General features: G+C 72.2%; 22 protein-coding genes, 1 rRNA gene and 1 pseudogene. 20 read left to right on the forward strand and 4 right to left on the reverse strand.

The features are described 5' to 3' along the window. Positions 1-294: 294 nt before the first annotated feature. Complete coding sequence (locus J2X59_RS14610) at positions 295-1014, forward strand: hypothetical protein (RefSeq protein WP_326497147.1); 720 nt, start codon at positions 295-297, stop codon at positions 1012-1014. Between the two features lie 3 nt (positions 1015-1017). Here J2X59_RS14610 and J2X59_RS14615 read toward each other — a convergent pair whose 3' ends face one another. Further along, positions 1018-1401, reverse strand: a complete 384-nt coding sequence (locus tag J2X59_RS14615) for a hypothetical protein (protein WP_326497148.1) — start codon at positions 1399-1401, stop codon at positions 1018-1020. 74 nt (positions 1402-1475) lie between these two features. On the opposite strand from J2X59_RS14615, the gene J2X59_RS14620 reads away from it, so the two are divergent. Continuing rightward, positions 1476-2537 carry an amidase domain-containing protein gene (locus tag J2X59_RS14620; RefSeq protein WP_326497149.1) on the forward strand — a complete coding sequence of 354 codons (1062 nt, stop codon included), beginning with the start codon at positions 1476-1478 and terminating at the stop codon, positions 2535-2537. A 279-nt stretch (positions 2538-2816) separates the two neighbouring features. Here the strand turns inward: J2X59_RS14620 and J2X59_RS14625 are convergent, their stop codons facing one another. Continuing rightward, positions 2817-4052: a hypothetical protein gene (locus tag J2X59_RS14625; RefSeq protein WP_326497150.1), complete on the reverse strand. Its 1236-nt coding sequence runs from the start codon at positions 4050-4052 to the stop codon at positions 2817-2819. A gap of 121 nt (positions 4053-4173) precedes the next feature. On the opposite strand from J2X59_RS14625, the gene J2X59_RS14630 reads away from it, so the two are divergent. After that, positions 4174-5025: an alpha/beta fold hydrolase gene (locus J2X59_RS14630; protein ID WP_271826077.1), complete on the forward strand. Its 852-nt coding sequence runs from the start codon at positions 4174-4176 to the stop codon at positions 5023-5025. 116 nt (positions 5026-5141) lie between these two features. Here the strand turns inward: J2X59_RS14630 and J2X59_RS14635 are convergent, their stop codons facing one another. Continuing rightward, the gene (locus J2X59_RS14635; RefSeq protein WP_326497151.1) at positions 5142-6992 is read right to left on the reverse strand and encodes a glycoside hydrolase family 2 protein; all 1851 of its coding nucleotides are present in this window, start codon (positions 6990-6992) and stop codon (positions 5142-5144) included. Between the two features lie 117 nt (positions 6993-7109). On the opposite strand from J2X59_RS14635, the gene J2X59_RS14640 reads away from it, so the two are divergent. Beyond that, positions 7110-8378, forward strand: a complete 1269-nt coding sequence (locus tag J2X59_RS14640) for a phosphotransferase (RefSeq protein WP_326497152.1) — start codon at positions 7110-7112, stop codon at positions 8376-8378. Between the two features lie 98 nt (positions 8379-8476). Here J2X59_RS14640 and J2X59_RS14645 read toward each other — a convergent pair whose 3' ends face one another. Further along, on the reverse strand, positions 8477-8779 hold the full coding sequence (locus J2X59_RS14645; RefSeq protein ID WP_066658711.1) for a DUF1844 domain-containing protein: 303 nt from the start codon (positions 8777-8779) through the stop codon (positions 8477-8479). Positions 8780-9166: 387 nt separating this feature from the next. Between J2X59_RS14645 and infC the strand changes: the two genes are divergently transcribed. The 16 genes and pseudogenes from infC to J2X59_RS14725 all read left to right on the forward strand — a co-directional run. Further along, on the forward strand, positions 9167-9826 hold the full coding sequence (gene infC / locus J2X59_RS14650; RefSeq protein ID WP_081985092.1) for a translation initiation factor IF-3: 660 nt from the start codon (positions 9167-9169) through the stop codon (positions 9824-9826). A 62-nt stretch (positions 9827-9888) separates the two neighbouring features. Then, positions 9889-10083, forward strand: coding sequence for a 50S ribosomal protein L35 (gene rpmI, locus J2X59_RS14655; protein ID WP_022903519.1), 195 nt, complete (start codon positions 9889-9891; stop codon positions 10081-10083). Between the two features lie 27 nt (positions 10084-10110). Further along, positions 10111-10494, forward strand: coding sequence for a 50S ribosomal protein L20 (gene rplT / locus J2X59_RS14660; protein ID WP_066656427.1), 384 nt, complete (start codon positions 10111-10113; stop codon positions 10492-10494). Between the two features lie 71 nt (positions 10495-10565). Next, on the forward strand, positions 10566-11429 hold the full coding sequence (locus tag J2X59_RS14665; RefSeq protein ID WP_209685486.1) for a TrmH family RNA methyltransferase: 864 nt from the start codon (positions 10566-10568) through the stop codon (positions 11427-11429). A gap of 71 nt (positions 11430-11500) precedes the next feature. Continuing rightward, a complete protein-coding gene (pheS, locus tag J2X59_RS14670; protein ID WP_311206330.1) occupies positions 11501-12541 on the forward strand; it encodes a phenylalanine--tRNA ligase subunit alpha in 1041 nt (346 codons plus the stop codon). Then, on the forward strand, positions 12541-15033 hold the full coding sequence (pheT, locus tag J2X59_RS14675; protein WP_326497153.1) for a phenylalanine--tRNA ligase subunit beta: 2493 nt from the start codon (positions 12541-12543) through the stop codon (positions 15031-15033). Before pheS ends, pheT begins: the two co-directional genes overlap by 1 nt. A gap of 74 nt (positions 15034-15107) precedes the next feature. Then, the gene (locus J2X59_RS14680) at positions 15108-16205 is read left to right on the forward strand and encodes an N-acetyl-gamma-glutamyl-phosphate reductase (RefSeq protein WP_326497154.1); all 1098 of its coding nucleotides are present in this window, start codon (positions 15108-15110) and stop codon (positions 16203-16205) included. Next, positions 16202-17401 (forward strand): bifunctional glutamate N-acetyltransferase/amino-acid acetyltransferase ArgJ, encoded by a 1200-nt coding sequence (gene argJ / locus J2X59_RS14685; RefSeq protein WP_326497155.1) that lies wholly within the window; start codon positions 16202-16204, stop codon positions 17399-17401. Before J2X59_RS14680 ends, argJ begins: the two co-directional genes overlap by 4 nt. After that, positions 17401-18303, forward strand: a pseudogene (argB, locus tag J2X59_RS14690) (acetylglutamate kinase); the annotation flags it as partial. The gene argJ and the pseudogene argB, both read left to right, overlap by 1 nt. Positions 18304-18461: 158 nt before the next feature. Beyond that, entirely contained in the window at positions 18462-19685 is a 1224-nt protein-coding gene (locus tag J2X59_RS14695; RefSeq protein ID WP_326497157.1) for an acetylornithine transaminase, read from the forward strand. Next, a complete protein-coding gene (argF, locus tag J2X59_RS14700; RefSeq protein WP_251160882.1) occupies positions 19682-20626 on the forward strand; it encodes an ornithine carbamoyltransferase in 945 nt (314 codons plus the stop codon). The genes J2X59_RS14695 and argF overlap by 4 nt, the downstream gene beginning before the upstream one ends. Positions 20627-20646: 20 nt before the next feature. After that, complete coding sequence (locus J2X59_RS14705) at positions 20647-21750, forward strand: argininosuccinate synthase domain-containing protein (RefSeq protein WP_326497158.1); 1104 nt, start codon at positions 20647-20649, stop codon at positions 21748-21750. A gap of 112 nt (positions 21751-21862) precedes the next feature. Next, positions 21863-23311, forward strand: a complete 1449-nt coding sequence (argH, locus tag J2X59_RS14710) for an argininosuccinate lyase (RefSeq protein ID WP_326497159.1) — start codon at positions 21863-21865, stop codon at positions 23309-23311. Beyond that, a complete protein-coding gene (locus tag J2X59_RS14715) occupies positions 23308-24003 on the forward strand; it encodes a DNA-3-methyladenine glycosylase (protein ID WP_326497160.1) in 696 nt (231 codons plus the stop codon). The genes argH and J2X59_RS14715 overlap by 4 nt, the downstream gene beginning before the upstream one ends. Positions 24004-24053: 50 nt before the next feature. Then, entirely contained in the window at positions 24054-25367 is a 1314-nt protein-coding gene (gene tyrS / locus J2X59_RS14720; protein ID WP_209685498.1) for a tyrosine--tRNA ligase, read from the forward strand. Positions 25368-25938: 571 nt separating this feature from the next. Further along, a 16S ribosomal RNA gene (locus J2X59_RS14725) occupies positions 25939-26030 on the forward strand; the annotation flags it as partial.

The raw sequence follows: 26030 nt of genomic DNA on the forward strand, positions 1-26030 counted from the left end.
CAGCAGCGAAGGGCCACCCGATCGGGTGGCCCTTCGTCGTTCTCCCGTCCTGCGGCCCGCACACTGTGTCGCACGGTCCACAGCCGGGTCCCGAGACTGTTGCCACGCGCCCGCGCCACCTAGACTGCCGACCGTCCGCACCGGGCGCGGGACCAGCGCCGGGTCTCACCAGGGGGAGCCATCATCCGTACCAGCCGTCTGTTCACGGCCGTCGCGACCGTCGTCGTCGCCGCCGCAGCGCTCGCGTTCGCGGGTCCGACCTCGACCGCCTCCGCAGCGGTGAGCCCGACCGGGATGGACGTCTCCTACCCTCAGTGTGATGCTCCGCTGCCGGCGAACGAAGCCTTCGCGATCGTCGGGGTGAACGGCGAATACCCGAATGAAGACAATGAATGCCTCGTGCAGGAGCTTGCGTGGGCCGCTCGGTCGGCTGGAGGTTCGGCTCAACCCAAGACACAGCTCTACGTGACATTTGCGAATCCCGGGCTCGATCCTCGCGCGAAGTTCTGGCCCACGTCGAACACCTACAAGGGGATCACTCCCTCCAATCGTTTCGGTAAGTGCGGCACCAAGGGCGGCAAGAAGCAGCTGACCCTCGCCTGCTCGTTCGTTTACGGCTATTCGCTTGGCTACGACGACGTCACTATCAGAGGAATCGAGCGACCGGCGGCCTATCGATGGTGGATCGACGTCGAACTGAACTTCTCCCACCAGTCCGCGACCTCGCAGAACCGGGCAGCGCTCGAGGGCATGATCGCCGGGCTGAAGGCGGGCGGCGTCCGGACGATCGGGATCTACTCCACGCCGTCCCAGTGGAAGACGATCGCCGGGTCGGTCGGCAAGGACAGCATCCTGTACGGCCGGTCGAACTGGATCGCGCTCGGCAGGAGCACCATCACGAAGGCCCGCCAGGCGTGCTCGAGCACGCCGCTGTCCGGCGGGAAGATCGCGATGGTGCAGATCGAGGCGGCCTACGGCTCGGGGACGATCGACCGCGACGTCTCCTGCACCTAACGCTCAGCTCGGCACGCTGTCCGTCAGGACGCCGGCCTGCGCGAGCGACGTGTGGATCGCGTTCGCGGCCTGCTCGAACGCCCGGTTGCCGCGGGCCACGCCGAGCGCGCCGCCCTTGACCGCGGACCGGCCCGAGCCGCGGAGCAGTCGTGCGACGGTCCGGCCGTCGGGCGCGACCATCAGCTGCACGTCGAGCCGGGTGTGGAACGTCCGGTCGTTCAGGAGACCGCCGACGAGCAGGGTGAGGCCCAGGCTGCCGCGGGTGCCCAGCAGCGCGCCCTGGTCGCCGTCGGTGATCGTGTAGCCCTCGCGGACGAGGGCGTCACGGACGATCGTGCGGGTGGACTCGGGGTCGGCGGCGACGAAGAAGTCGTGGCTCTCGGGCATGTGCGGGTCGATCCTCCCGGTGGATGGTGTGCTGCCAGCGATCCTGCCGTACCGTCGCCTACCCTGGTCGGGTCATGACTGCCTCGTTCACGCGCCGTTCCCTGCTGTCGCTCGCCGGCGTCGCCGGCATCGGGGTCGCCGTCGCGGCCTGCTCCCGCGCCGACGATGCGTCGTCGGGCGCGACCACCCGCGCCGGCGACGGGCCGAGCGGCGCGTCGCCCGGGTCGTCGTCCTCCGGCTCGTCGAGCGCCCGCCCCGCGGCGACCGCGGTCGAGCCGGCGCAGGTGCCGCTCGCCGGTGGTGTCACGGTGACGGTCACGGGGACCGGCCTCGCCGCGGTGCAGGGGGTCACGGTCGGCGGGGTCGCGGCGCGGGACGTGCAGGCCTCGGCGACGACCGTGACCTTCACGGCGCCGCACCAGGCGATGTACACGGCGGGGTCGGCGGACGTCGCGCTCTTCAACTCGGCGATCGAGCCGAGCCCGTCGGCGAACCGGTCGTCGGACGGCAACGGCAGTGCCGCCAACGACGGGCAGGCCGGCGCCACCCAGGACCAGACCACCGCGACGCCGACCCCGACGGCCGCGCCGGTCCCGGACGCCTCGACCGCGGTCGCGACGACCTCGGTGGCCTACGCGGCACTGACGGACGTCGACCGGCAGCTCGAGTACGCGATGCGGTACTGGGCGGACTACAACCTCGCCGAGTACGGCACGATGAACCCGATCGGCGGGGACTGCGCGAACTACGTCAGCCAGACGCTGATCGCCCGTGGGTGGGAACAGCGCGACGATTGGTACAGCCGGTCCGGCGGCGCGCAGCACAGCGCCACGTGGACGTACTGCCCGGCGATGGACCCGTGGATGACGGCGAACGCGGCGACCTTCGGGTTGACGCGACGCTCCCTCGACGAGCGCAGCAAGGTCAAGGTCGGCGACATCGTGTTCTACGACTGGAACGACAACCGATCGCCCGACCACGTGACGATCGTGTCCGAGGTGTTCACGGAGCCCGACGGCACGATCCGCATCAAGTCGGCGAGCCACAACCAGGACGGGCCCTACCGCGACCTGGACGAGATGATCACCGTGCAGCACCCCGGCGGCACGGCCTGGTTCCACACGTTCGACGCGTAGCGGCGTCACGGCGCGGTCACCCGCCCTGCCGCCCCGTCGGTGCCTGCCGGCGCCGGTCCCGCGGGCCGATCGCGTTGCGCCGGCGCCGGTCCCACGGGCCGATCGCATTGCGCCGGCGCCGGTTGTGCGCACAACCGGGAGCACCTCGCGCCACGTGATCACGTGGCGCGAGGTGCTCGCCGTTGTGCGGCGGCACCCGACACCGCGTCCCGACGGGCCGCCGCGACGCGACGCCGCGCCCCGGCCGCCGCGCCCCGCCGCGCCCCGCCGCGCCGACGCTCAGGGGTACCCGAGGAACCAGAGCAGCACGATCGCGACGGGCTGCAGGCACACGCCGACGACCAGCCACACGGTCGTCCGTCGCCGCGTTCCCGTGCACACGTCGGCCCCGAGCAGCGGTGCCGTCGGCATCAGCAGCCGCGGCAGGCTCTGCTGCGGCAGGAACACGGCCACCAGGTACAGCGCGTACGCCGCGGTGAACGACACGACGTCGACGCCGAGCGCCCGCACGCCCGGTCGGGTCCAGGACCACACCGCCCCGGCGAGGACCACGACCACGAGCACGACGCCGAGCGGGCCGAGCCACGTGGAGGCCATCGTGAACCACGGCGTGAGCGGCGCGAAGTGCTGCCGGCCGACGAACCCGACCCACCACGACAGCTCGGTCGCGAGGTACGCGTCCGGCCGTCCGGTCGCCGCCGTCGCCACGACGGGCCACGCCAGCCCCGCCGCCGCGACCCCGAGCCCCGCGAGGACGATCGCCACGGCATCCCGCACCGGCAGCGCCCGGCGCTCCCGGACGACCCGCACGACCAGGTGCACCGCGAGGGCCACCGCGAGCGCGAGCACCCCCGGCTTCGTGAACGCCGCGACGAGCCCGAGCGGCAGCACGAGCCAGTACCGCCGGCGCACCAGGGCGAGCAGTGCGCTGAAGAGCAGGAGCAGGAACGTGCTCTCGGCGTACGCCACCTGCAGCAGGAACCCCGTCGGTGCGAACGCGAAGAGCACCGTCGCCCGGGTCGCCCGCCGGTCGTCGGTCACCGCGCGTACGAGACGCCAGAGCACGATGCACGTGCCGGCGCCCGCGAGCGTGGCGACGAGCACGCCTGCGGCCCAGAAGGACCCGCCGACGAGCGGCTGGACGAACCGTGCGAGCGCCGGGAACACCGGCAGGAAGGCCCACGGGTTCGGCAGCACGTGACCCGCCGCGTCGGTGGGCAGCGTCGTCGGGTAGCCGTGCTCGGCGATGGTCCGGTAGAACGACGCGTCCCACGACCCGAGGAACGCCGTGAACGTCCCCTCGCGTCGGACCGACGCGAACCGCCACCCGTGCGCGGTGGCGAGCAGCCAGACCGTGAGCAGCAGGACGGTGCTGACCACGCGGGAAGCCAGCCACACGACGAGCGGAGCGGTCCACCCGCCGTGCCGTCCCTCCAGGCCGACCGTGAGCAGACGACGGACGCGGGACGGCAGCCCCGGCCGGGAGGCACGGGTCGTCTCCGCCAGGTCGGTCACCGCCCGAGTCTCCCATCTCCGCAGCCGCCGCCCGCTGTCCGGTCACCGCACCTCCAGGATCCGTCCGGGCGACGGGCGTTGTATCGGGCACGTTCCCTGGAAACCACCAACAGGAGGAAGCATGCCCTTCGTCACCGTCGGCGCCGAGAACGGCCACGACATCGAGCTCCACTACGACGACCTCGGCGCGGGCGACCCGGTCGTCCTGATCCACGGCTGGCCGCTGTCCGGCCGCTCGTGGGAGGGCCAGGTCCCGGCACTCGTCGAGGCCGGCCACCGCGTCATCGCCTACGACCGCCGCGGGTTCGGGCAGTCGTCGCAGCCGTGGGGCGGCTACGACTACGACACGTTCGCCGCGGACCTCGACAAGCTCATCACCGAGCTCGACCTGACGAACGTCACCCTCATCGGGTTCTCGATGGGCGGCGGCGAGCTCGCGCGCTACGTCTCGACCTACGGCACCGCGAAGATCAAGAAGCTCGTCTTCGCCAGCGCGGTGCCGCCGTACCTGTGGAAGTCGGACGACAACCCGGACGGCGCGGTCGACCAGGACCTCGCCGACTGGTTCGCGAACGGCATCACCGGCGACCGGCCGGCGTTCCTGCACCAGTTCGTCGACATGTTCTACACGCCGGGCGGCGAGCCGGGCCTGCTCAAGAAGCCGCTCGTCAGCGAGGACCAGCGCGCCTACGACCTGGCGATCGCCGAGCTCGCCTCGCCGAAGGGCACGCTCGACTGCACGGTCGCCTTCGCGACGACGGACTTCCGCGACGACCTGACGAAGGTCGACGTCCCGACGCTCGTCATCCACGGCGACTCGGATGGGATCGTGCCGTTCGAGGCATCCGGTCAGCGCACCGCGGCGGCCATCCCGAACGCGCAGACGCACGTCATCGAGGGTGGCCCGCACGGCGTGCTGGCCTCGCACAAGGACGAGTGGAACGAGGCGGTCCTGCGCTTCCTGGCGTCCTGACCTCCCCGCTCCGCAAGACGCAACGTGGGCGGTTCCTCGCAGCGGTGTACCGCTGCGCAGGACCGCCCACGTTGCGGTTCGCGGGGTCGCGGGGTCGCGGGTCGCCGGGCGCGGCCTCAGCGCCCGGTGACCGCGGCGCGGATGCGCTCGATCGGGACCTTCGGGGTGCGGTCGGCGTTCAGCAGGCCGTTCGTCTCCTGCATCGTGTCCGTCAGCTGCGTCCAGCACGACCCGGCCAGGAACGAACTCGCCCGGACGCCGTCGTAGAGCGCCGTGATCCGCGCCACCCAGTCGTCGCCGTCGACGGCCGAGGTGTAGCCCCACCCGTCCTCGCGCTTCGCCCCGGGCTGGAAGTCCACGCCGCCGAACTCCGTCAGCATGACCGGCTGCCCCTGGTCCGTCGCGCCGCCCACCAGGATCCGACGATCAGCGGGCCCGCGCCCACCGAGCAGTGCGGTCCGTGCGGCGTCGTCGGTGTAGGTCGCGGCGAGCCGGGGGCCGTCGCCCTCGTAGTCGTGCACGGTGACGATGTCGGAGTTCGTGTGCTCCCAGCCGTCGTTCGAGACCACCGGCCGGGTGGGGTCGAGCGCCCGGGTGACGTCGGCGAGTGATCGGGCGTAGGCCTGCTGCGCCGGGTCCGTCGCGATGTGCTGCACGCCCCAGCTCTCGTTCGCCGGCACCCAGGTGACGATCGACGGGTGCGAGGCGTCGCGTTCGACGGCGTCCATCCACTCCCGCACGAGCCGCTGCACGGCGAGCGGGGAGAACGCGTACGCGCCGGGTGCCTCGCCCCAGACGAGCAGCCCCAGCCGGTCCGCCCAGTACAGGAACCGCGGGTCCTCGATCTTCTGGTGGTTCCGCGCGGCGGTGAAGCCGAGCTCCTTGATGAGCTCGACCTCGCGGCGCAGGGCCTGCCGTGACGGTGCCGCGAGGTGCGACTCCGGCCAGTAGCCCTGGTTGAGGACACTGCGGACGTCGTAGGCGCGGCCGTTCAGCAGGAAGGCGCCGCCGTCGATGCCCACGGTGCGGACGCCGAAGTACGACGACACGGCGTCCAGGGGCACGTCGCCCTCGGCCGGCAGCAGCGTGACGACCGCGTCGACCAGGCGCGGGGTCTCGGGGGACCACACCAGCTCGTCCTCGGCCTGACCGTTCTGCTGCCGGGCGACGGGCACGACGACCTCGACCTCGTGCGCGGTCACGGGCACGACCGTCTCGACGGTCGCCAGGTCCTCGTCGCCCTCGGACCAGTGCGCCGCGACGCGGACCCGCGCGCCGGCGGGGCGCTCCCCGGCGAGCCGGACGGTCAGCCGCACCGTCGCGTGGTCGACGTTCGTCCAGCGCAGGGCCCCGATCGACGCGGTCGGCACGGCCTCGAGCCAGACGGTCTGCCAGATCCCGGTCGTGCGGCGGTACCAGATGGCGTGCGGGTGCTCGTGCCAGTCCTGCTTGCCGCGCGGCTGGGTGACGTCGTGGGGGTCGTCCTCGGCGCGGACGACCAGGGTGTGCGTCGCGTCCGGCTCGGTACCGAGCGCCTCGGTCACGTCGAGCGTGAAGGAGGTGTGTCCGCCCTCGTGCTCACCGATGAACTGCCCGTCGACCCAGACCCGCGCGCGGTGGTCGACGGCGCCGAAGTGCAGCAGGAGCCGGGGTGCCGCGTCGCCGTACCCGGCGGCGTCGAGCTCGGCGCGCGTGATCGTCCGGGCGTACCAGACGACGGGGTGGAACCCCGGCTCGTCGATGCCCGACGCCGGCGACTCGGGTGGGAACGGCACCGTGATGTCCCGGGCGTCCGGGAACCCGGAGCGCCAGGTCGGGTCGTCGCCCGTGTTCCGGAACGACCACGTCCCGTCGAGGTCGGCCCACGCGCCGCGAAGCATCTGCGGTCGGGGGTACGAGCCGTCCTGGTCGGAGGCGCGAGGGAGCGTGTGCGATGGGGCGGCGACGGTGCCGTCGAGCGAGGTCATGCATCCATGCTGGCCGCTCCGTACATCGTTGTAAAGCGGCGCGTGCCAACCGGTGCGCGCCGACCGGTGTGCCACGACTCGGGGCGCGCCCCGGGACCGGCGCGTACCGTTCGCTGCATGAGCGCCGAGGCACCCGAGCACGTCGACGACCGCACGCTGGAGGGCTGGATCGCACGCCAGCGCTGGTACGCCGCGAAGGGTGGGACCCCGGCGCTGCACACCATCGCCGAGACCGACGGCACGCGGTTGGTCCTCGACGACGCCGCGACCGGGCCCGTCCTCTACCAGGTACCCGTCGTCGCGGGCTCCGGCGGAGGAGCCGTCGACCCGGTCGACGCCACCACCGACACCGACTGGGTGCAGCAGCTCGCGGCGCGCATCGACGCCGACCCCTCGAGCCTCCGGCCGATCGGCGAGGTCACCGCGTCCCGGGTGCTGTCCGGCGAGCAGTCGAACACCTCGGTCATCTGCGACACCGCGTCCGGCGACCGGGTCATCACCAAGGTCTTCCGGGTGCTCCACCACGGTGACAACCCCGACGTCACCACGCAGCTCGCACTCTCCGCCGCGGGCAGCTCCCGCGTGCCGACCGTGTACGGCGCCCAGCAGGCGAGCTGGCCCGACCCCGGCCGTCCCGACGGCACGGCCACCGGGCACCTCGCGTTCGCCCAGGAGTTCCTGCCCGGCCTCGAGGACGCCTGGCGTGTGGCTCTTCGCGATGCCAGGACCGGCACCCCGTGGGACGAGCAGGCCGCCGCGCTCGGCGAGGCGCTCGCCGAGGTGCACCGCACGCTCGCCACCGCCCTGCCGACCGAGCCCGCCGACGATGCACGACGGGACGCTGCGATCGCGACGATGCGCGGCCGGCTCGACGCCGCCGTGCGCGAGGCCCCGACCGTCGAGCCGCACGTCGACGCGATCCGTGCCGTGTACGACCGTGCCGCCGCGTCGCACTGGCCGGACCTGCAGCGCATCCACGGCGACCTGCACCTCGGGCAGGTGCTCGCCGCGCCCGCGCCCCGCGGGTGGGTGTTCCTCGACTTCGAGGGCGAGCCGCTCCGCCCGCTCGCCGAGCGGTCGCTGCCCGACTCGACGCTCCGCGACGTCGCCGGGATGCTCCGGTCCTTCGACTACGTCGCCGGCGCGCTCGCGCACGACGCCGAGTTCGTCGACGCGGGTGCCTGGGCGCAGGCGGCACGGCAGGCGTTCCTCGACGGGTACCGCCGGGGGACCGGTGACGACCTGACCGACCACCGCGCACTGCTCGACGCGTTCGAGCTCGACAAGGCCGTGTACGAGGTGGTCTACGAGACGCGGAACCGGCCCGACTGGGCCGGCATCCCGCTGGCTGCGGTCGCGCGGCTGGCGGCGGACGGCGCGGCCTGATCCTCCGACCCCCGGCGTGACCCGCTGACGGACGGGAGGCGCGGTGCCGGCCGACACCGCGCCTCCCGTCCGTCACGTGGTGACGACGACCGTCGTCGTCAGTTGACGGGGCCCGTGTACTTCTCGCCCGGCCCCTTGCCCGGCGCGTCCGGGATGCTCGACGCCTCGCGGAACGCGAGCTGGACCGAGCGCAGTCCGTCGCGGAGCGGACGGGCGTGGTGGTCGCCGATCTCGGTGGCCGCCGCCGTCACCAGCCCGGCGAGGGCCGTGATGAGCTTCCGCGCCTCGTCGAGGTCGGTCTGCTCCTGCGGGTCGTCGGCGAGCCCCACCTTCACGGCGGCTGCGCTGAGCAGGTGCACGGCGACGGTGTTGATGAGCTCGACCGCGGGCACCTCGGCGATGTCGCGGGCCTCGCCGCCGGCTGCGGTCTCGTCCTGCGTGACCTGCGGGGTGTCGTTCTCGGGGGTGTCGGGCACGGTGCTCCTCTGCTAGACTCATCGGCGGCAGATGCTGCCCGTGTGCCCAGATCGTCTCCACAGGAGTCGGACCGAGCCCCGGACGGCGTCGTAGAAGAGGAGTCTCTCCCACCCGCGGCCGTGCACCACAGGCTACCGGGTCCCAACCGCTCCGTCGGGTCAGCAGTGCGATCGTCAGACCGCACCGCGTCCCGGCAGGCCAGCCCCGCGGGGCCGGTGTCGGGCGGCTGCCGAACGGGTTCCGATCCGTGCGTCAGATCTCCTCTCTCGTGCCGTCGTCCAGCGCAGCAGCGCCGGACGGCCACCACTTGATTGAAGGAGCTCCGCATCACCGATCCCCGCACCAACGACCGAATCCGCGTTCCCGAGGTCCGACTCGTCGGCCCCCAGGGTGAGCAGGTCGGCGTTGTCCCGATCGCCATGGCTCTGCGTCTCGCGCAGGAAGCCGAACTGGATCTGGTCGAGGTCGCCCCGAACTCGAAGCCGCCCGTGGCCAAGATCATGGACTACGGCAAGTTCAAGTACGAGGCAGCGCAGAAGGCCAAGGAAGCGCGCCGCAACCAGGTGAACACCGACCTCAAGGAGGTCCGGTTCCGCCTGAAGATCGACGTGCACGACTACGAGACCAAGCGCAAGCGCGCCGAGGGCTTCCTCCTCGGCGGCGACAAGGTGAAGGCGATGATCCTCTTCCGTGGGCGCGAGCAGTCGCGTCCGGAGCAGGGTGTCCGTCTCCTCCAGAAGTTCGCCGAGGAGATCGCCGAGTTCGGCGTCGTCGAGTCGCGTCCGACCCAGGACGGCCGCAACATGACGATGATCATCGCCCCCCTCAAGAACAAGTCCGACGTCAAGGGCGAGCAGAACGCGAAGCGTGCTGCGCAGAAGGCCGAGCGTCGTGCGTCGGAGCACGCGGCGAAGGGCAAGGAGGCCGACGAGGCCACCGAGTCCGCGCCGGCCGAGGCTCCCGCCGAATAGGTCCTCCCCGGACCACCCCGCGACGACGCGGCTCCCCACCCACCCCACGGAAAGGCACCACGATGCCCAAGCAGAAGACCCACTCCGGGTCGAAGAAGCGCTTCAAGGTCACCGGCAGCGGCAAGATCATGAAGCAGCAGGCCGGTATGCGTCACAACCTCGAGGTCAAGAGCGCCAAGCGCAAGGCCCGCCTCAACGAGGACCAGGTCCTCGCGAAGGCCGACGCCAAGAACGTCAAGAAGCTTCTCGGCCACTGAGCCGGCGGAACGTAAAGGAACAGATCAATGGCACGTGTCAAGAGAGCGGTCAACGCCGCCAAGAAGCGTCGCGTCATCCTCGAGCGCGCCGAGGGCTACCGCGGCCAGCGTTCGCGCCTGTACCGCAAGGCGAAGGAGCAGGTCACCCACTCCCTCGTCTACGCGTACCGTGACCGTCACGCGAAGAAGGGCGAGTTCCGTCGCCTGTGGATCCAGCGCATCAACGCCGCGTCGCGTGCGAACGGCCTGACCTACAACCGCCTCATCCAGGGCCTCTCCCTGGCCGGCGTCGAGGTCGACCGTCGCATCCTCGCGGACCTCGCGGTGAACAACCCCGAGACGTTCGCGGCGCTCGTCGAGACCGCCAAGAAGGCCCTGCCGGCCGACACCTCGGCCCCCAAGGCCGCGTAGTCACGCCAGCCCCCGAAGCCCCCGTTCCGTCCACGGAGCGGGGGCTTCGTGCATGCTGCGACACTTGACGCGTGAGCGATCTCCTCGAGAACCCGAAGTCCGGACGCGTCAAGGCCGTCGCGGCACTCGCCAAGAAGGACGTCCGTGCCGACACCGGACTCTTCCTGCTCGAGGGCCCGCAGGCCGTGCGCGAGGCGATCGAGTACCGCCCGGAGCTGCTCCGCGAGCTCTACGTGACGCCGACCGCCGCCGCACGGTACGGGCTCGACGACGCACCGGTGGACACGTGGTTCGTCACCGAGCAGGTGCTCGACACGATGGCGGACACCGTCACGCCGCAGGGGGTCGTCGCGGTCTGCCAGCAGTTCCCGACGTCGGTGAAGGACGTCTTCCCGGACGCCGGACCCGGCCTGGAGGCGCAGGGCGCGTCCGCCACGGACGGCACGCTGCCCGGGCTGGTCGCGATCCTCGAGCAGGTCCGGGACCCGGGGAACGCCGGCACGATCATCCGCGCCGCCGACGCGGCGGGCGCCGACGCGGTCGTGCTGACCGGTCGTTCGGTCGACCCCTACAACCCGAAGGTGGTGCGGTCCACCACGGGCTCGCTGTTCCACGTGCCGGTCTCGGTGGGCGTGACGCTCGCCGACGCCGTCGCACGCGCGAAGGCCCTCGGGTACACGGTCCTCGCGGCCGACGTCTCCGGCGACGACCTGCCGGACGTCCGCGCCGACGGCATGCTCGACGGGCCGACCGCGTGGGTCTTCGGCAACGAGGCCCGGGGGCTCACGGCGGAGGACCTGGCGCTCGTCGACCGGGCCGTGAAGGTCCCGATCTACGGTCGGGCCGAGTCGATGAACCTGGCGACGGCCGCGTCGGTGTGCCTGTACGAGTCGGCGTTCGCGCAGCGGGTGGCGTCCTCCTCCACAGCGCGCTGACCCGTCCTGCTCCGGCACCGTCCGTCCAGTGCAGGACGGCGGTATCCCGGGGGCCGGTAGGCTTGGGCCTCGTGTCAGAACACCTCGAGATCAGCGAAGCGGCCGTCGCCGACGCGGTCGACCGGGCCCTCGCCGCGGTCCGCGCGACGACGACCGTGGCCGAGCTGAAGCAGGCCAGGGCGGAGCACACCGGCGAGCAGTCGACGCTCGCGCGGATGAACGCGTCGATGCGCAGCGTGCCGAAGGAGCAGAAGGCCGAGGCCGGCAAGCTCGTCGGCCAGGCACGCGGCCGGGTCAACGCGGCGGTCGCCGAGCAGGAGTCCGTCCTCGCAGAGGCCGAGGAACGCGCCCGGCTCGAGTCCGAGCGCGTCGACGTCACCGCCCTGCCGGTCCGCCGGGCACCGGGCTCCCGCCACCCGCTCTCGGTCCTCAACGAGACCGTCGCCGACATCTTCGTCGGCATGGGGTGGGAGGTGGCGGAGGGCCCCGAGCTCGAGCACGAGTGGTTCAACTTCGACGCGCTGAACTTCGACCCGGACCACCCCGCACGGGCGATGGCCGACACGATCTTCGTCGAGCCGGTCGACCGGCACCTGGTCATGCGCACGCACACCTCCCCGGTGCAGGTGCGCTCCCTGCTGTCCCGGGAGCTGCCGCTCTACGTGATCGCCCCGGGACGCGTGTACCGCGCGGACGAGCTCGACGCCACGCACCTGCCGGTCTTCACCCAGGTCGAGGGCATCGCGATCGACAAGGGCCTGACGATGGCGCACCTCCGCGGCACGCTCGAGCACTTCGCGCGCCAGGTCTTCGGCGCCGGGGCGCAGATCCGCCTGCGTCCGAACTACTTCCCGTTCACCGAGCCCAGCGCCGAGATGGACGTCTGGCAGCCGAACGCCAAGGGCGGCGCGCGGTGGGTCGAGTGGGGCGGCTGCGGCATGGTGAACCCCAACGTCCTGCGTGCGGCCGGCATCGACCCGGACGAGTACCAGGGCTTCGCGTTCGGGATGGGCATCGAGCGGACCCTGCAGTTCCGCAACGGCCTGAACGACATGCGTGACTTCCTCGAGGGCGACATCCGCTTCTCGCAGCAGTTCGGAACGGTGGTCTGATGCGCGTCCCACTCCGTTGGCTCGGCGAGTCCGTCGACCTGCCCGACGACGTCTCCCTCGAGCACGTCCACGCGGCCCTCGTGTCGGTGGGCTTCGAGGAAGAGGACGTCCACACCTACGACCTCACCGGCCCGATCGTCGTCGGCCGCGTGCTCGAGCGCGAGCCCGAGCCGCAGAAGAACGGCAAGACGATCAACTGGTGCCAGGTCGACGTGGGCGAGTCCGAGCCCCGCGGCATCGTCTGCGGTGCGCACAACTTCGACGTGGGCGACCTCGTCGTCGTGACGCTGCCCGGCGCCGTGCTGCCCGGGCCGTTCCCGATCGCCGCGCGCAAGACGTACGGCCACGTGTCCGACGGCATGATCGCCTCGGCCCGTGAGCTCGGCCTCGGCGACGAGCACGACGGCATCCTGCGCTTCGCCGACCTCGGCATGGACCCCGAGGTCGGGGCCGACGCGATCGCGCTGCTCGGCCTCGACGACGCCGCGGTCGAGATCAACGTGACGCCGGACCGCGGGTACGTGATGAGCATGCGCGGCGTCGCCCGCGAGTACGCGCACGCCACCGGTGCCGGCTTCCGCGACCCGGCGGCGCGTGTGACGCCCCGCTCGGGCGAGGGGTTCCGCGTCACGATCGACGACCAGGCCCCGGTCCGCGGCCGTGTCGGCGCGCACACCTTCGTCACCCGCGTCGTCCGTGGCATCGACCCGACCCGGGCGACCCCGGCGTGGATGGTCTCCCGCCTGGCGCTGGCCGGCGTCCGCTCGATCTCGCTGCCCGTCGACATCACGAACTACGTCATGTTCGAGCTCGGCCAGCCCCTGCACGGCTACGACCTGGCGAAGGTCCGCGGTGGCCTCGGCGTGCGTCGCGCGGCGGTGGGGGAGACCCTCGTCACCCTCGACGACACGACCCGCACGCTCGACCCCGAGGACCTCGTCATCACCGACGACGACGGCCCCGTCGGTCTCGCCGGCGTGATGGGCGGTGCACGCACCGAGATCTCGGACACGACGACCGACGTGCTGATCGAGGCCGCCGGCTTCGACCAGGTCTCGATCGCCCGGACGGCCCGCCGGCACAAGCTGCCGAGCGAGGCCTCGAAGCGCTTCGAACGCGGGGTCGACCCGCTCGTGGCCGAGGCCGCTGCGAACCGTGCCGTCGAGCTCCTCGTCGAGCTCGCGGGCGGCACGGCGGACACCCTCGGCTCCACGCTCGTCGACGCCGAGCCCCGCCCGACGATCACGATGCGGGCGTCGCGGCCTGCCGACCTCGTCGGTGTCGAGTACACCGACGCCGAGGTCATCGACACGCTGCGCGCCATCGGTGCGACGGTGGACGTCGACGGCGAGGTGCTCGTCGTCACGCCGCCGTCCTGGCGACCGGACCTGACCGACGACACCACCCTGGTCGAGGAAGTGGCCCGCATCGTCGGCTACGACCGCATCCCGAGCGTGCTGCCGATCGCCCCGCCCGGACGCGGTCTGACCCGGCACCAGCAGGCCCGTCGGCGCGTGTCCGCCGCCCTCGCAGCGGACGGCCTCGTCGAGGTCGTCACCGCTCCGTTCGTCTCGCAGACCACGCAGGACGCCTACCCGGGCATCGACGGCGACGGTGGTCCGAGCGTCGTGCTCGCGAACGCGCTGGACAGCGAGCAGTCGCTGCTCCGTCGCAGCGGGCTCCCCGCGCTCGTCGACGCCGCCCGCCGCAACGTGTCCCGCGGCCTCGTCGACGTCGCCCTGTACGAGACCTCGCGCGTGTTCCTGCCGACGACGGACGTGCAGCTCGGCACCGACGCCGTGCCCGCCGGCGCCGAGCGGCCCGACCCCGACACCCTCGGTGTGCTCGACGCGTCGCTCCCGCCGCAGCCGTTCCACGTCTCGGCGTTGCTGACCGGCAACCGCGTCGTGAAGCAGCCGGGCGTGCAGCCGGAGCCCTACGGCATCGCGGACGCGCTCGACGTCGCCCGGGCCGTCGCCTGGGCGGTCGGTGTGGAGCTCCGGGTCGCACAGACGAGCCACCCGTCCCTGCACCCGGGGCGTGCGGCCGCGCTGCTCTTCGGTGACACCGTCGTCGGTGTCGCCGGTGAGCTGCTGCCCGTCCTCACCGAGGCCGCGGTGCTGCCGCGCGTCGTCGCCGTCGTCGAGCTCGACCTCGACGCCCTGGTCGCCGCGGCACCGGAGCTCGTGTCGGTGGCGCCGATCGTGTCCTACCCGGCGGCGACGCAGGACCTCTCCCTCGTGGTCGCGGTCGACGTCCCGGCGGGTGACGTGCTGGACGTCGTCCGCTCTGGCGCCGGAGAGCTGCTGGAGTATGCTCGGCTCGTGGACGACTACCGGGGCACGGGCGTGGACGAGGGACAGAAGTCCCTGACGTTCGCGCTGCGCTTCCGCGCCACGGACCGCACGCTGACCGCTGCCGAGGCCTCCGAGGCCCGTGACGGCGCCGTCCGACGTGCCGGCGAGCGATTCGGGGCGACCCTGCGCGACTGATCCACCGGATCAGCACCGCCCGGGGCCGCCGCCTCCGACTCTCTCGACGACCAGTCCGACCAAAGGTGGAACCCATGTCCGTATCCGTCGCCGTGGCGGGAGCCTCCGGCTACGCGGGCGGAGAGCTCCTGCGCGTGCTCGCCGCCCACCCAGAGTTCGACGTCAGGACGGTGACGGCCTTCTCGAACGCGGGGCAGCCGCTCATCGCGACGCAGCCGCACCTGCGGTCGCTGGCACACCTGACGCTGGTCGAGACGACGGCGGCGAACCTGCGCGGACACGACGTGGTGTTCCTCGCGCTGCCGCACGGGCAGTCCGGGGCGATCACCGCCGAGCTCGACGAGGACACCCTCGTCGTCGACTGCGGCGCGGACCACCGGCTCACGGACCCGGCTGCCTGGGACGCGTTCTACGGCGGCGAGCACCACGGCGCGTGGACCTACGGCCTGCCGGAGCTGCTGCACGCCGCGCCGGCGCCCGGGACGGCGGAGGAGTGGCGGGACGTCGACGACATCGCGGGCCTCGGGCGGCAGCGCACCGAGCTCGCGGCGACGAAGCGGATCGCGGTGCCGGGCTGCAACGTCACGGCGGTGACGCTCGGGATCCAGCCGGGTGTCCAGGCCGGGCTCGTCGAGACGGACGACCTCGTCGCAGTGCTGAGCGTCGGGCCGAGCGGTGCCGGCAAGAAGCTCGCGACGACCTACCTCGCCTCGGAGATCATGGGCTCCGCGAGCGCCTACGCGGTCGGCGGCACCCACCGGCACATCCCGGAGATCCAGCAGAACCTCGTGACAGCGGGGGCCGGTGACGTCCGTATCTCGTTCACGCCCGTGCTCGTGCCGATGTCGCGCGGCATCCTCGCGACGACGACCGCCAGGCTCTCGCCGGGTGTCAGCGCGCGCGACGTCCGGATCGCCTGGGAACAGGCCTACGCCGACGAGCCCTTCGTGCACCTGCTCCCGGAGGGCGAGTTCCCGCGCACCGCGGACACCGTCGGCGCGAACACCGCGCTCGTCGGCATCGCCGTGGACGAGGCCGCGGGTCGCGTGGTCGCCGTGAGCGCCCTCGACAACCTGGCCAAGGGCACCGCCGGCGCGGCCGTGCAGTCGGCCAACATCGCCCTGGGCTTCCCCGAGACCCTCGGCCTCAGCGTGGACGGAGTCGCACCGTGACCGACGAGACCTCGACGGACCAGCCCGACACGGGCCTCCAGGGCGTGACCGCCGCTGCGGGCTTCCGCGCGGCCGGCGTCACCGCCGGACTCAAGACGAGCGGGAAGCCCGACGTCGCCCTCGTGGTGAACGACGGCCCCGACGCGGCTGCGGCCGCCGTGTTCACCAGCAACCGCGCCCAGGCGCACCCTGTGATCTGGTCGCGCCAGGTCGTCGGCGACGGTGTCGCCCGGGCCGTGGTGCTCAACTCCGGCGGCGCGAACTGCTTCACCGGACCCTTCGGCTTCCAGACCACGCACATGACGGCGGAGGCGGTGGGTGCCGCCCTCGACATCGGTGCCGGCGACGTCGTCGTCTGCTCGACGGGTCTGATCGGCCGCGGTGACCAGACGTTCCGTGACGGCGTGCTGCGCGGTGTCGACCTGGCCAGCGCCGCGCTGGCGGCCGACGGCGGCCCCGACGCTGCGGTCGCGATCATGACCACGGACACGACGCCGAAGCAGTCCGTCGTGACCGAGGACGGCTGGACGGTCGGCGGCATGGCCAAGGGCGCCGGCATGCTGGCCCCCGGGCTCGCGACGATGCTCGTCGTCATCACGACCGACGCCGTGCAGACCGCGGAGCAGCTCGACCAGGCGCTCCGCGCGGCGACCCGCGTGACCTTCGACCGCGTCGACTCGGACGGCTGCATGTCGACCAACGACACCGTCGTGCTGCTGTCCTCCGGTGCGAGCGGGGTGACCCCCGCGGTCGGCGACTTCCAGGAGGCACTGACCGCGGTGTGCGCGGACCTCGCCCGGCAGCTCCAGCAGGACGCCGAGGGCGCGAGCCACGACATCACGATCGAGGTCACCGGCGCGGTGTCCGAGGACGAGGCGGTCACGGTGGGGCGCAGTGTCGCCCGGAACAACCTGTTCAAGGCCGCGGTCTTCGGCAACGACCCGAACTGGGGCCGCGTGCTGGCGGCGATCGGGACCACCGACGCCGAGTTCGACCCGTACGCGGTCGACGTCAGCATGAACGGCGTCCGCGTCTGCCACGCCGGCGCCCCGGACCGGCCGATCGACGAGGTCGACCTGACGCCGCGCGACACCCACGTCCTGATCGAGCTCGGGGTCGGCGTGCACGCGGCGACGATCCTGACGAACGACCTGACGCACGACTACGTCCACGAGAACAGCGCGTACTCCAGCTGATGAGCGACGACCTGACCAAGGAAGAAGAGCACGAGCTCGCCGCCGTCAAGGCCGCGACGCTCATCGAGTCCCTGCCGTGGCTGAAGCGGTTCTCGGGCAAGACCGTCGTCGTGAAGTTCGGCGGCAACGCCATGGTGAACGACGACCTGAAGCGGGCGTTCGCCGAGGACATGGTCTACCTGCGCTACGCGGGACTCCACCCGGTCGTGGTGCACGGCGGTGGGCCGCAGATCTCGGCGGCGCTGAAGGAACAGGGCATCGCGTCCGAGTTCCGCGGTGGCTACCGCGTGACGACGACCGAGGCGATCACGGTCGTCCGCGACGTGCTCGCCGGCGAGGTCAACCGCGAGATCGTCGACCTCGTCAACGAGCACGGTGACGGTCTGGCCGTCGGCGTCTCCGGCGACGGCGGCTCGCTGTTCACCGGTGAGAAGAAGGGCGTCGTCGTCGACGGCGAGTACTTCGACCTCGGCCACGTCGGCGACATCACGCACGTCGACCCGTCCGGCGTCCTCGCGGCGATCGAGGCCGGACGCATCCCGATCGTGTCGAGCATCGCGATCGACGACGCCCACCCGGACCAGGCGCTGAACGTCAACGCCGATGCCGCGGCCGGTGCGCTGGCCATCGCGCTCGGTGCCGCCAAGCTCATGATGCTGACGGACGTCCCCGGCCTCTACCGCAACTGGCCGGACCGCGACTCGATCATCGACCTGATCGCGGTCGACGAGCTCCGGGCGCTGCTGCCGAGCCTCGAGTCGGGGATGATCCCGAAGATGACCGCGTGCCTCGACGCCGTGGTCGGCGGGGTCGGCGGCGCGACGATCATCGACGGGCGGATCCCGCACTCGATCCTGCTCGAGGTCTTCACCCTGCGCGGTGCGGGCACCGAGGTGATCCCGGACCCGAGCCGTCGCACCGAGAACCAGAACACCCACGCCGAGGTCGGCCGACGGGTGCCCGAGTCCGCAGCGGACCCGGGCCGACACGCGGCGACCGACGCCACCGTCACCGACACCACCGTCACCGACACCGCCACGACGCAGAAGGGGAACGAGCAGTGAGCACCGAGACGCACACCCAGACCTGGAACGACCGGTTCGGGGCGTCGCTCATGCGATCCCTGACCCCGCCGAAGATCATGCTCGACCACGGTCAGGGCTGCCGCGTGTGGGACGTCGACGGCAACGAGTACCTCGACTTCCTGGCCGGCATCGCGGTGAACTCCCTCGGCCACGCCCACCCGGCCCTCGTCGAGGCCGTCGCCGACCAGGCGGCGAAGCTCGTGCACGTCTCGAACTACTTCGCGACGCCGCCGCAGCTCGAGCTCGCCGAGCGCCTCAAGCGCATCACCGGTGCGGGGGACGCCGGCCGCGTGTACTTCGGCAACTCCGGCGCCGAGGCGAACGAGGCCGCGTTCAAGCTCGCGCGGCTGAACAAGGGCACGGACGGTCGCAAGACCCGGATCCTCGCGCTGAAGCAGGGCTTCCACGGCCGGACGATGGGTGCGCTCGCGCTCACCGGCAAGCCCGCGCTGCAGGAGGACTTCCTGCCCATGATCGCCGGCGTCGAGCACATCGACTCGACGGTCGAGGCGCTCGAGGCCGCCGTCGACGACACCGTCGCCGCGCTCATCCTCGAGCCGATCAAGGGCGAGGCCGGCGTGGTCGACCTGCCCGAGGGCTTCCTGCAGGCCGCGCGTCGCCTGACCGAGGAGCACGGCGCGCTGTTCATCCTCGACGAGATCCAGACCGGGGTCGGCCGCACCGGCAACTGGTTCACCTTCCAGGGCCACGGGTTCACGCCGGACGCCGTCACGATCGCGAAGGGCATCGCCGGTGGCTTCCCGATCGGCGCCCTCGTGACCTTCGGCTGGGCGTCCGAGCTGTTCTCGGCCGGCCAGCACGGCTCCACCTTCGGCGGCAACCCGCTCGGCACCCGTGTCGCGAACGCGGTGCTCGAGGAGATCGAGCGCGCCGACCTGGTGGCCGGCGCGGTCACCAAGGGCGAGCGCATCCGTGCCGGCATCGCGGCCCTCGGTTCGCCGCTGGTGCAGGAGGTCCGGGGCACGGGCCTGCTCGTCGGCGTCGGCCTGACCGCGCCCGTCGGCCCCGCCGTCAACGCCGCCGCCCTCGAGCGCGGCCTCATCATCAACGCCCCGAACGAGTCGAGCCTGCGCATCGCGCCGCCGCTCATCGTGTCCGACGCCGAGATCGACGAGTTCGTGTCGATCCTCGGCCAGAGCCTCGCGGCCGTCGCCGCCGAGCAGGAGACCTCCGCATGACCCGCCACTTCCTCCGTGACGACGACCTGACCCAGGCCGAGCAGTCCGCGATCCTCGACCTCGCCGCCCAGATGAAGGGTGACCGCTGGGGCGAGAAGCCCCTCGCCGGGCCGCAGACCGTCGCGGTGATCTTCGACAAGTCGTCCACCCGCACCCGGGTGTCCTTCCACGTCGGGATCTCCGACCTCGGCGGCAGCCCGCTCGTGATCACGACGGCGAACAGCCAGCTCGGCGGCAAGGAGACCCCGTCGGACACCGCCCGCGTGCTCGAGCGCATGGTGTCGGCGATCGTCTGGCGCACCTACGCCCAGTCCGGACTCGAGGAGATGGCGGCGGGCACCCGCGTCCCGGTCGTCAACGCCCTGTCGGACGACTTCCACCCGTGCCAGCTCCTCGCCGACCTGCTCACGATCCGCGAGCACCGCGGCACCCTCGCCGGGCAGACCGTCGCGTTCATCGGCGACGGCGCGAGCAACATGGCGCAGTCGTACCTGCTCGCGGGGGCGACCGCGGGCATGCACGTCCGCGTCGCCGCTCCGGCGGCGTTCAGCCCGGACGCCGCGGTCGTCGCCGACGCCGAGCGTCGTGCGGCCGAGACCGGTGGCTCCGTCCTGGTCGTCACCGACCCGGTGGCGGCGGTCGCCGGCGCCGACGTCGTGGTCACCGACACGTGGGTGTCGATGGGCAAGGAGGACGAGAAGCAGTCCCGACTCGACACCTTCGCGGGCTACCGGGTGGACGACGAGCTGATGGGGCACGCCGCCGACGACGCCGTGTTCCTGCACTGCCTGCCGGCAGACCGCGGGTTCGAGGTGACCGCCGAGGTCATCGACGGGCCGCGCAGCATCATCTGGGACGAGGCGGAGAACCGGCTGCACGCGCAGAAGGCCCTGCTCGCCTGGCTCCTGGCCGCGAACGCGACCGGCAGCCCGGCCGCCTGACCCCGCTCGACTGGAGTCCCGTGACCGATCGCATCGTCGTCGCCTGCTCCGCCGGGGTGGACCCGGCGGCAGCCGTCGAGCACTTCGCCGTCGACCACGAGGTCCTGGCCCTGGTGGTCGACCTCGGCGGTCGGTCCCGCGAGGTCGACGCCGTGCGGGACCGGATGCGGGCCGCCGGTGCGGTGGACGCCGTGGTGGTCGACGCGAAGACCGAGTACGCCGACCGGTACGTCGTCGCGGCGGTCCGGGCGAACGCCGGCGGCCCGGGTCGCCCGCTCGTCCCGGCGCTGCGGCTGCCGATCGTCGCCGACCACCTGGTCCGCACGGCCCGGCAGCTCGGCGCGGTCGCCGTCGCGCACCTCACGAGCGCCCCGGACGAGGTCGCCCTCACGACCACGATCGCCGGGCACGATCCCGACCTCCGGGTCCTCCCGGTGCCGACGGCCGTCGTGCCGGCCGGCGGTACCGAGCACGACGTGTGGGGCCGTGTCGTCACCGAGCCGGACCTCGAGGACCCGTGGGCCGCGGTCGACCGTGCGGACTGGGCGCGCACGGCGGAGGTCTCCGCGCAGCCGGACACCGAGCCCGACGAGGTCACCGTGACCTTCGAGCACGGCGTCCCGGTCGCCCTCGACGGGCAGCGCTTCCCGGTCCTCCGGCTGCTGCGCGAGCTCGACGCCCTCGCCGGCCGTCACGGGGTCGGTCGGCACGACCTGGTCGTCGACCTGCTCGACGGCCGCAAGGCCCGACGTGTGGCGGAGACACCGGGTGCGACGGCGCTCGTGGCCGCGCACCAGGACCTCGAACGGATCACCCTCGAACGCGAGGTCCTGCGCTGCAAGCAGGGCGTGGACCGCGAGTGGGCGGAGCTGGTCGACGAGGGTCGCTGGGCGAGCGGACTCCGCCGCGCGCTCGACGCCTTCGTCGAGGAGACGCAGCGGCACGTCTCCGGTGACGTCCGGCTCCGGTTGCACGGCGGGGTCGCGAGCGTCACCGGGCGCCGGTCGGAGCAGAGCCTCTTCGACTTCGAGCTGGCCGGGGCACCGGGCACCGGGAGCGTGTCGTTCGCGAGCGCCCGGGCCCGACCGACGAGGACGGCCACGCGGCGCGACCGCGCGAACTGACGCCCCACCAGCACCACGCAGCACCGCCCCCACCAGCACCACGCAGTACCACCCCGCGAAGCACCGCCCCACGAACCGAGCACGACCGACCCGTACCCCCAGGCAGGACGACATGACCGACGCGACGCAGCCGAGCAAGACCGACGCCACGAACACGGGCGCCCTCTGGGGTGGCCGCTTCGCCGACGGCCCCAGCGCCGAACTCGCCGCGCTGTCCCGGTCGACGCACTTCGACTGGCAGCTGGCCCCCTACGACATCGCCGGGTCCCGCGCCCACGCCCGTGCCCTGCACACCGCCGGCTACCTGACCGAGGACGAGCTCGAGCGCATGACCGCCGGCCTCGACCGCCTCGAGACCGCCCACGCCGACGGCTCCCTGCAGCCGGACGACGGCGACGAGGACGTCCACGGTGCCCTCGAGCGCCTGCTCATCGCCGACCTCGGCCCGGAACTCGGCGGCAAGCTCCGCGCCGGCCGGAGCCGCAACGACCAGATCGCGACCCTGGGCCGCATGCACATGCTCGACCACGGCCGACGGATCGGACGCCTCGTCATCGACCTCGTCGACGCGATCTCGCAGCAGGCGAGCGAGCACCCGGCGGCGATCATGCCCGGCCGCACGCACCTGCAGCACGCCCAGCCGGTGCTCCTCGCCCACCACCTGCTCGCGCACGCGTGGCCGCTCGTCCGCGACCTCGAGCGGCTCCGCGACTGGGCCGACCGTGCGAGTGTCAGCCCGTACGGGGCCGGCGCCCTCGCGGGCAGCTCGCTCGGTCTCGACCCGACGGCGATCGCGCACGAGCTCGGCTTCGCGCGCCCCGCCGACAACTCGATCGACGCCACGGCCGCCCGCGACGTCGTCGCCGAGTTCGCGTTCGTCCTCGCACAGGTGGGCATCGACGTGTCCCGTCTGGCCGAGGAGATCATCCTCTGGAACACGAAGGAGTTCGGTTTCGTCCGGCTGCACGACGCCTTCTCGACGGGGTCGAGCATCATGCCGCAGAAGAAGAACCCCGACATCGCCGAGCTCGCGCGCGGCAAGTCGGGTCGGCTCGTCGGCAACCTCACCGGCCTCCTCACGACCCTGAAGGGCCTGCCGCTCGCGTACAACCGCGACCTGCAGGAGGACAAGGAGCCGGTCTTCGACTCGGTCGCCCAGCTCGAGGTGCTGCTGCCGGCCTTCACGGGCATGGTCGCCACGCTCGCCTTCGACACGGAGCGGATGGCCGAGCTCGCGCCCCAGGGCTTCTCGCTCGCGACCGACGTCGCGGAGTGGCTGGTCCGGCAGGGCGTGCCCTTCCGTGACGCGCACGAGATCTCGGGGGCGCTGGTCCGGTACTGCGAGGAGCGCGGGATCGAGCTCGACGAGCCCGGCGACGACGAGTACCGCGCCGTGTCCGGGCACCTCACGCCCGAGGTGCGCGGCGTCCTGACCATCGAGGGCAGCGTCGCGTCGCGCGCCGGTGTCGGCGGGACGGCGCCGGAGCGCGTCGCCGAGCAGCTCGCCGCCCTGACCCGTCGCGTCCACGACCTGGCCGAGGGCGCGCCCTTCACCCGATGAGCGACGCGCTCCTCGCGCTCCTGGCCGAGCCGGCTCCGGTGTGCGCGCCGGCGCTGCTCGGCGCGACGATCACCGGGCGTGGTGTGACACTGCGCATCACCGAGGTCGAGGCCTACTGGGGCCCGACCGACCCCGGGTCGCACGGCCATCGCGGCCCGACACCGCGCAACCGGCACCTCTTCGGACCGCCGGGCTCGCTCTACGCGTACCGCTCGTACGGTATCCACACCTGCGTGAACGTGGTGAGCGGCCCGGAGGGCACGTCGTCCGGCTCGCTCCTGCGCGCCGCCGAGGTCGTCGACGGCATCGAGGTCGCCCGGGCTCGCCGCGGTCCGTCGGTCGCCGACGTCGCCCTGGCCCGCGGTCCGGGCAACCTCGGGCAGGCGCTCGGTGCCGTGCTCGGCGAGGACGACGGCACGTCGCTCCTCGACGGCTCGGGACCGTTCCGGCTCGCGCTCGCACCCGGCCTGGAGGCGCGGCTCGCCTCCGCCGACCCGGCGGACGTGGTCGCGGAGCTGCTCGCCGAGACGGTGGCCGGCCCCGCGGGGACGGCTCCGGTCCGGCGGATCTCGCGCGGACCGCGCACCGGCGTCGCCGGTGTCGCCGGCGGCGCGTCCTTCCCGTGGCGCTCCTGGCGCACCGGTGACCCGACGGTGTCGCCGTACCGACGGCACCGGCGCGCGGTCGACTGACGGGGCCGCGCCGATCCTCCCGGCCGTCGCCCGGTGGCTACGATGGTCGGGTGTCCAGCGCAACCGATCCCGATGTCCTGACACGCCAGCAGAACGACCCCACCTTCGCCTCGGTGTGGGACGAACTGCGCTGGCGCGGTCTGGTGCACGTCTCCACCGACGAGACGGCACTCCAGGAGGCCCTCGACGGCGGGACCGTCACGTACTACTGCGGTTTCGACCCGACCGCACCCTCGCTGCACTGCGGCAACCTGCTGCAGCTGCTCACCATGCGCCGGCTGCAGCTCGCCGGGCACCGGCCGCTGGCGCTCGTCGGTGGGTCGACCGGCCTGATCGGCGACCCGCGTCCCACCGCGGAACGCACGCTGAACACCCCGGAGACGGTCGCCGAGTGGGTGAGCCGACTGCAGGCGCAGGTGTCCCGGTTCCTCAGCCCCGACGGCGAGAACGGCGTGCGGCTCGTCAACAACCTCGACTGGACGGCACCGCTGTCCGCGATCGACTTCCTGCGCGACATCGGCAAGTACTTCCGCGTGAACGCCATGCTGAAGAAGGACGCCGTCGCCGCACGCCTGAACTCCGACGCGGGCATCAGCTACACCGAGTTCAGCTACCAGATCCTGCAGGGACTGGACTACCGCGAGCTCTACCGGCAGTACGGCTGCACGCTGCAGACCGGCGGTTCGGACCAATGGGGCAACCTGACCTCCGGCACCGACCTGATCCGTCGCACCGAGGGGGTGTCCGTGCACGCGCTCGGCACCCCGCTCATCACGAACTCGGACGGCACGAAGTTCGGCAAGAGCGAGGGCAACGCGATCTGGCTCGACGCCGAGATGACCTCGCCGTACGCCTTCTACCAGTTCTGGCTCAACACGGCGGACGCCGACGTGGTCGCCCGGCTGCGCGAGTTCACGTTCCTCGATCGTGCGGAGATCGGTCGACTCGAGCAGGCGGTCGCCGACGAGCCGTTCCGGCGCGAGGCCCAGCGGACCCTGGCGTTCGAGGTCACGTCGCTGGTGCACGGAGCGGCGGCGACCCGGGCGACGATCGACGCCTCGGCGGCGCTGTTCGGCAACGGCGACCTGGCCGCGCTCGACGAGGCGACGCTGCGTGCCGCGGTCGCCGAGCTCCCCGGCACGGTGTCGCTGCCGGGCGAGGCCGACGTCGCTCGCGCCCTCGTCGACACCGGACTCGTGAAGTCGCTCGGCGAAGCGCGCCGGGCGGTCGACCAGGGAGGCGTGTACGTGAACAACGTCCGCGCCGACGACGCGACCGCGCAGCTCGCGAGCCTCGCGCTGCCCGGCGGAGTCGTGGTGCTCCGACGCGGCAAGAAGACCCTGGCGGGCGTCACGCTCGGCTGATCGATCCACCCTCGGTGCACCCGGTGCCCGGTCTCCCGACGGAGACCGGGCACCGCTGCGTCCGGAGGAGTTGCACAGTGCGACACGCCCGGGAGTGGGGCGCGGTTGGCGCTCCCGCCCAGCGCTGCGTAGAGTTCTTACTCGTCACCCCAAAGGTGCGGCGGAGCGGCTGGAGCGAGAGCCCAGAGCCTGCCGGCCTCAAGCGGGACCATCCTCCACCGAAGTTCAGATCAAGCCTTGTGCTCGATCGCTTCGACGCTTAGGATGACTACTCCACCGGCCCTCTCCCTCGGGATGAGCCACAGGACCTCGGTCCGACGCGATGCCGGTGGTACCGAGAACACAATGCCCCTCTGGCGGAGCTCCTTCGTGGAGTCGAGTGGGGGGTGCGTCTGGTCCTTGAGAACTCAACAGCGTGCACATTGTCAATGCCAATTATTTTGACCCCGCGCGACCGCAGCTTTGGTTGTGGTCGTCGGAGACAATTCCTTTTGGATTGAAGATTGTCAGTAGACAGTCAACAGTCAGAATCAACTCGGTTCGGCGCTTTCGGGTGTCGGATCTGTAATTTTTTACGGAGAGTTTGATCCTGGCTCAGGACGAACGCTGGCGGCGTGCTTAACACATGCAAGTCGAACGATGATCAGGAGCTTGCTCCTGTGA

It is taken from the genome of Curtobacterium sp. 260, from assembly GCF_030803485.1.
GTDB lineage: Bacteria > Actinomycetota > Actinomycetes > Actinomycetales > Microbacteriaceae > Curtobacterium.

Coding starts and splice junctions, on each gene's coding strand:
- J2X59_RS14640 (WP_326497152.1), top strand. CDS start 7,110: ATGAGCGCCGAGGCACCCGAGCACGTCGACGACCGCACGCTGGAGGGC.
- J2X59_RS14630 (WP_271826077.1), top strand. CDS start 4,174: ATGCCCTTCGTCACCGTCGGCGCCGAGAACGGCCACGACATCGAGCTC.
- pheT (WP_326497153.1), top strand. CDS start 12,541: ATGCGCGTCCCACTCCGTTGGCTCGGCGAGTCCGTCGACCTGCCCGAC.
- argH (WP_326497159.1), top strand. CDS start 21,863: ATGACCGACGCGACGCAGCCGAGCAAGACCGACGCCACGAACACGGGC.
- rpmI (WP_022903519.1), top strand. CDS start 9,889: ATGCCCAAGCAGAAGACCCACTCCGGGTCGAAGAAGCGCTTCAAGGTC.
- J2X59_RS14620 (WP_326497149.1), top strand. CDS start 1,476: ATGACTGCCTCGTTCACGCGCCGTTCCCTGCTGTCGCTCGCCGGCGTC.
- J2X59_RS14615 (WP_326497148.1), bottom strand. CDS start 1,401: ATGCCCGAGAGCCACGACTTCTTCGTCGCCGCCGACCCCGAGTCCACC.
- argF (WP_251160882.1), top strand. CDS start 19,682: ATGACCCGCCACTTCCTCCGTGACGACGACCTGACCCAGGCCGAGCAG.
- J2X59_RS14635 (WP_326497151.1), bottom strand. CDS start 6,992: ATGACCTCGCTCGACGGCACCGTCGCCGCCCCATCGCACACGCTCCCT.
- J2X59_RS14680 (WP_326497154.1), top strand. CDS start 15,108: ATGTCCGTATCCGTCGCCGTGGCGGGAGCCTCCGGCTACGCGGGCGGA.
- rplT (WP_066656427.1), top strand. CDS start 10,111: ATGGCACGTGTCAAGAGAGCGGTCAACGCCGCCAAGAAGCGTCGCGTC.
- J2X59_RS14610 (WP_326497147.1), top strand. CDS start 295: ATGGACGTCTCCTACCCTCAGTGTGATGCTCCGCTGCCGGCGAACGAA.
- J2X59_RS14715 (WP_326497160.1), top strand. CDS start 23,308: ATGAGCGACGCGCTCCTCGCGCTCCTGGCCGAGCCGGCTCCGGTGTGC.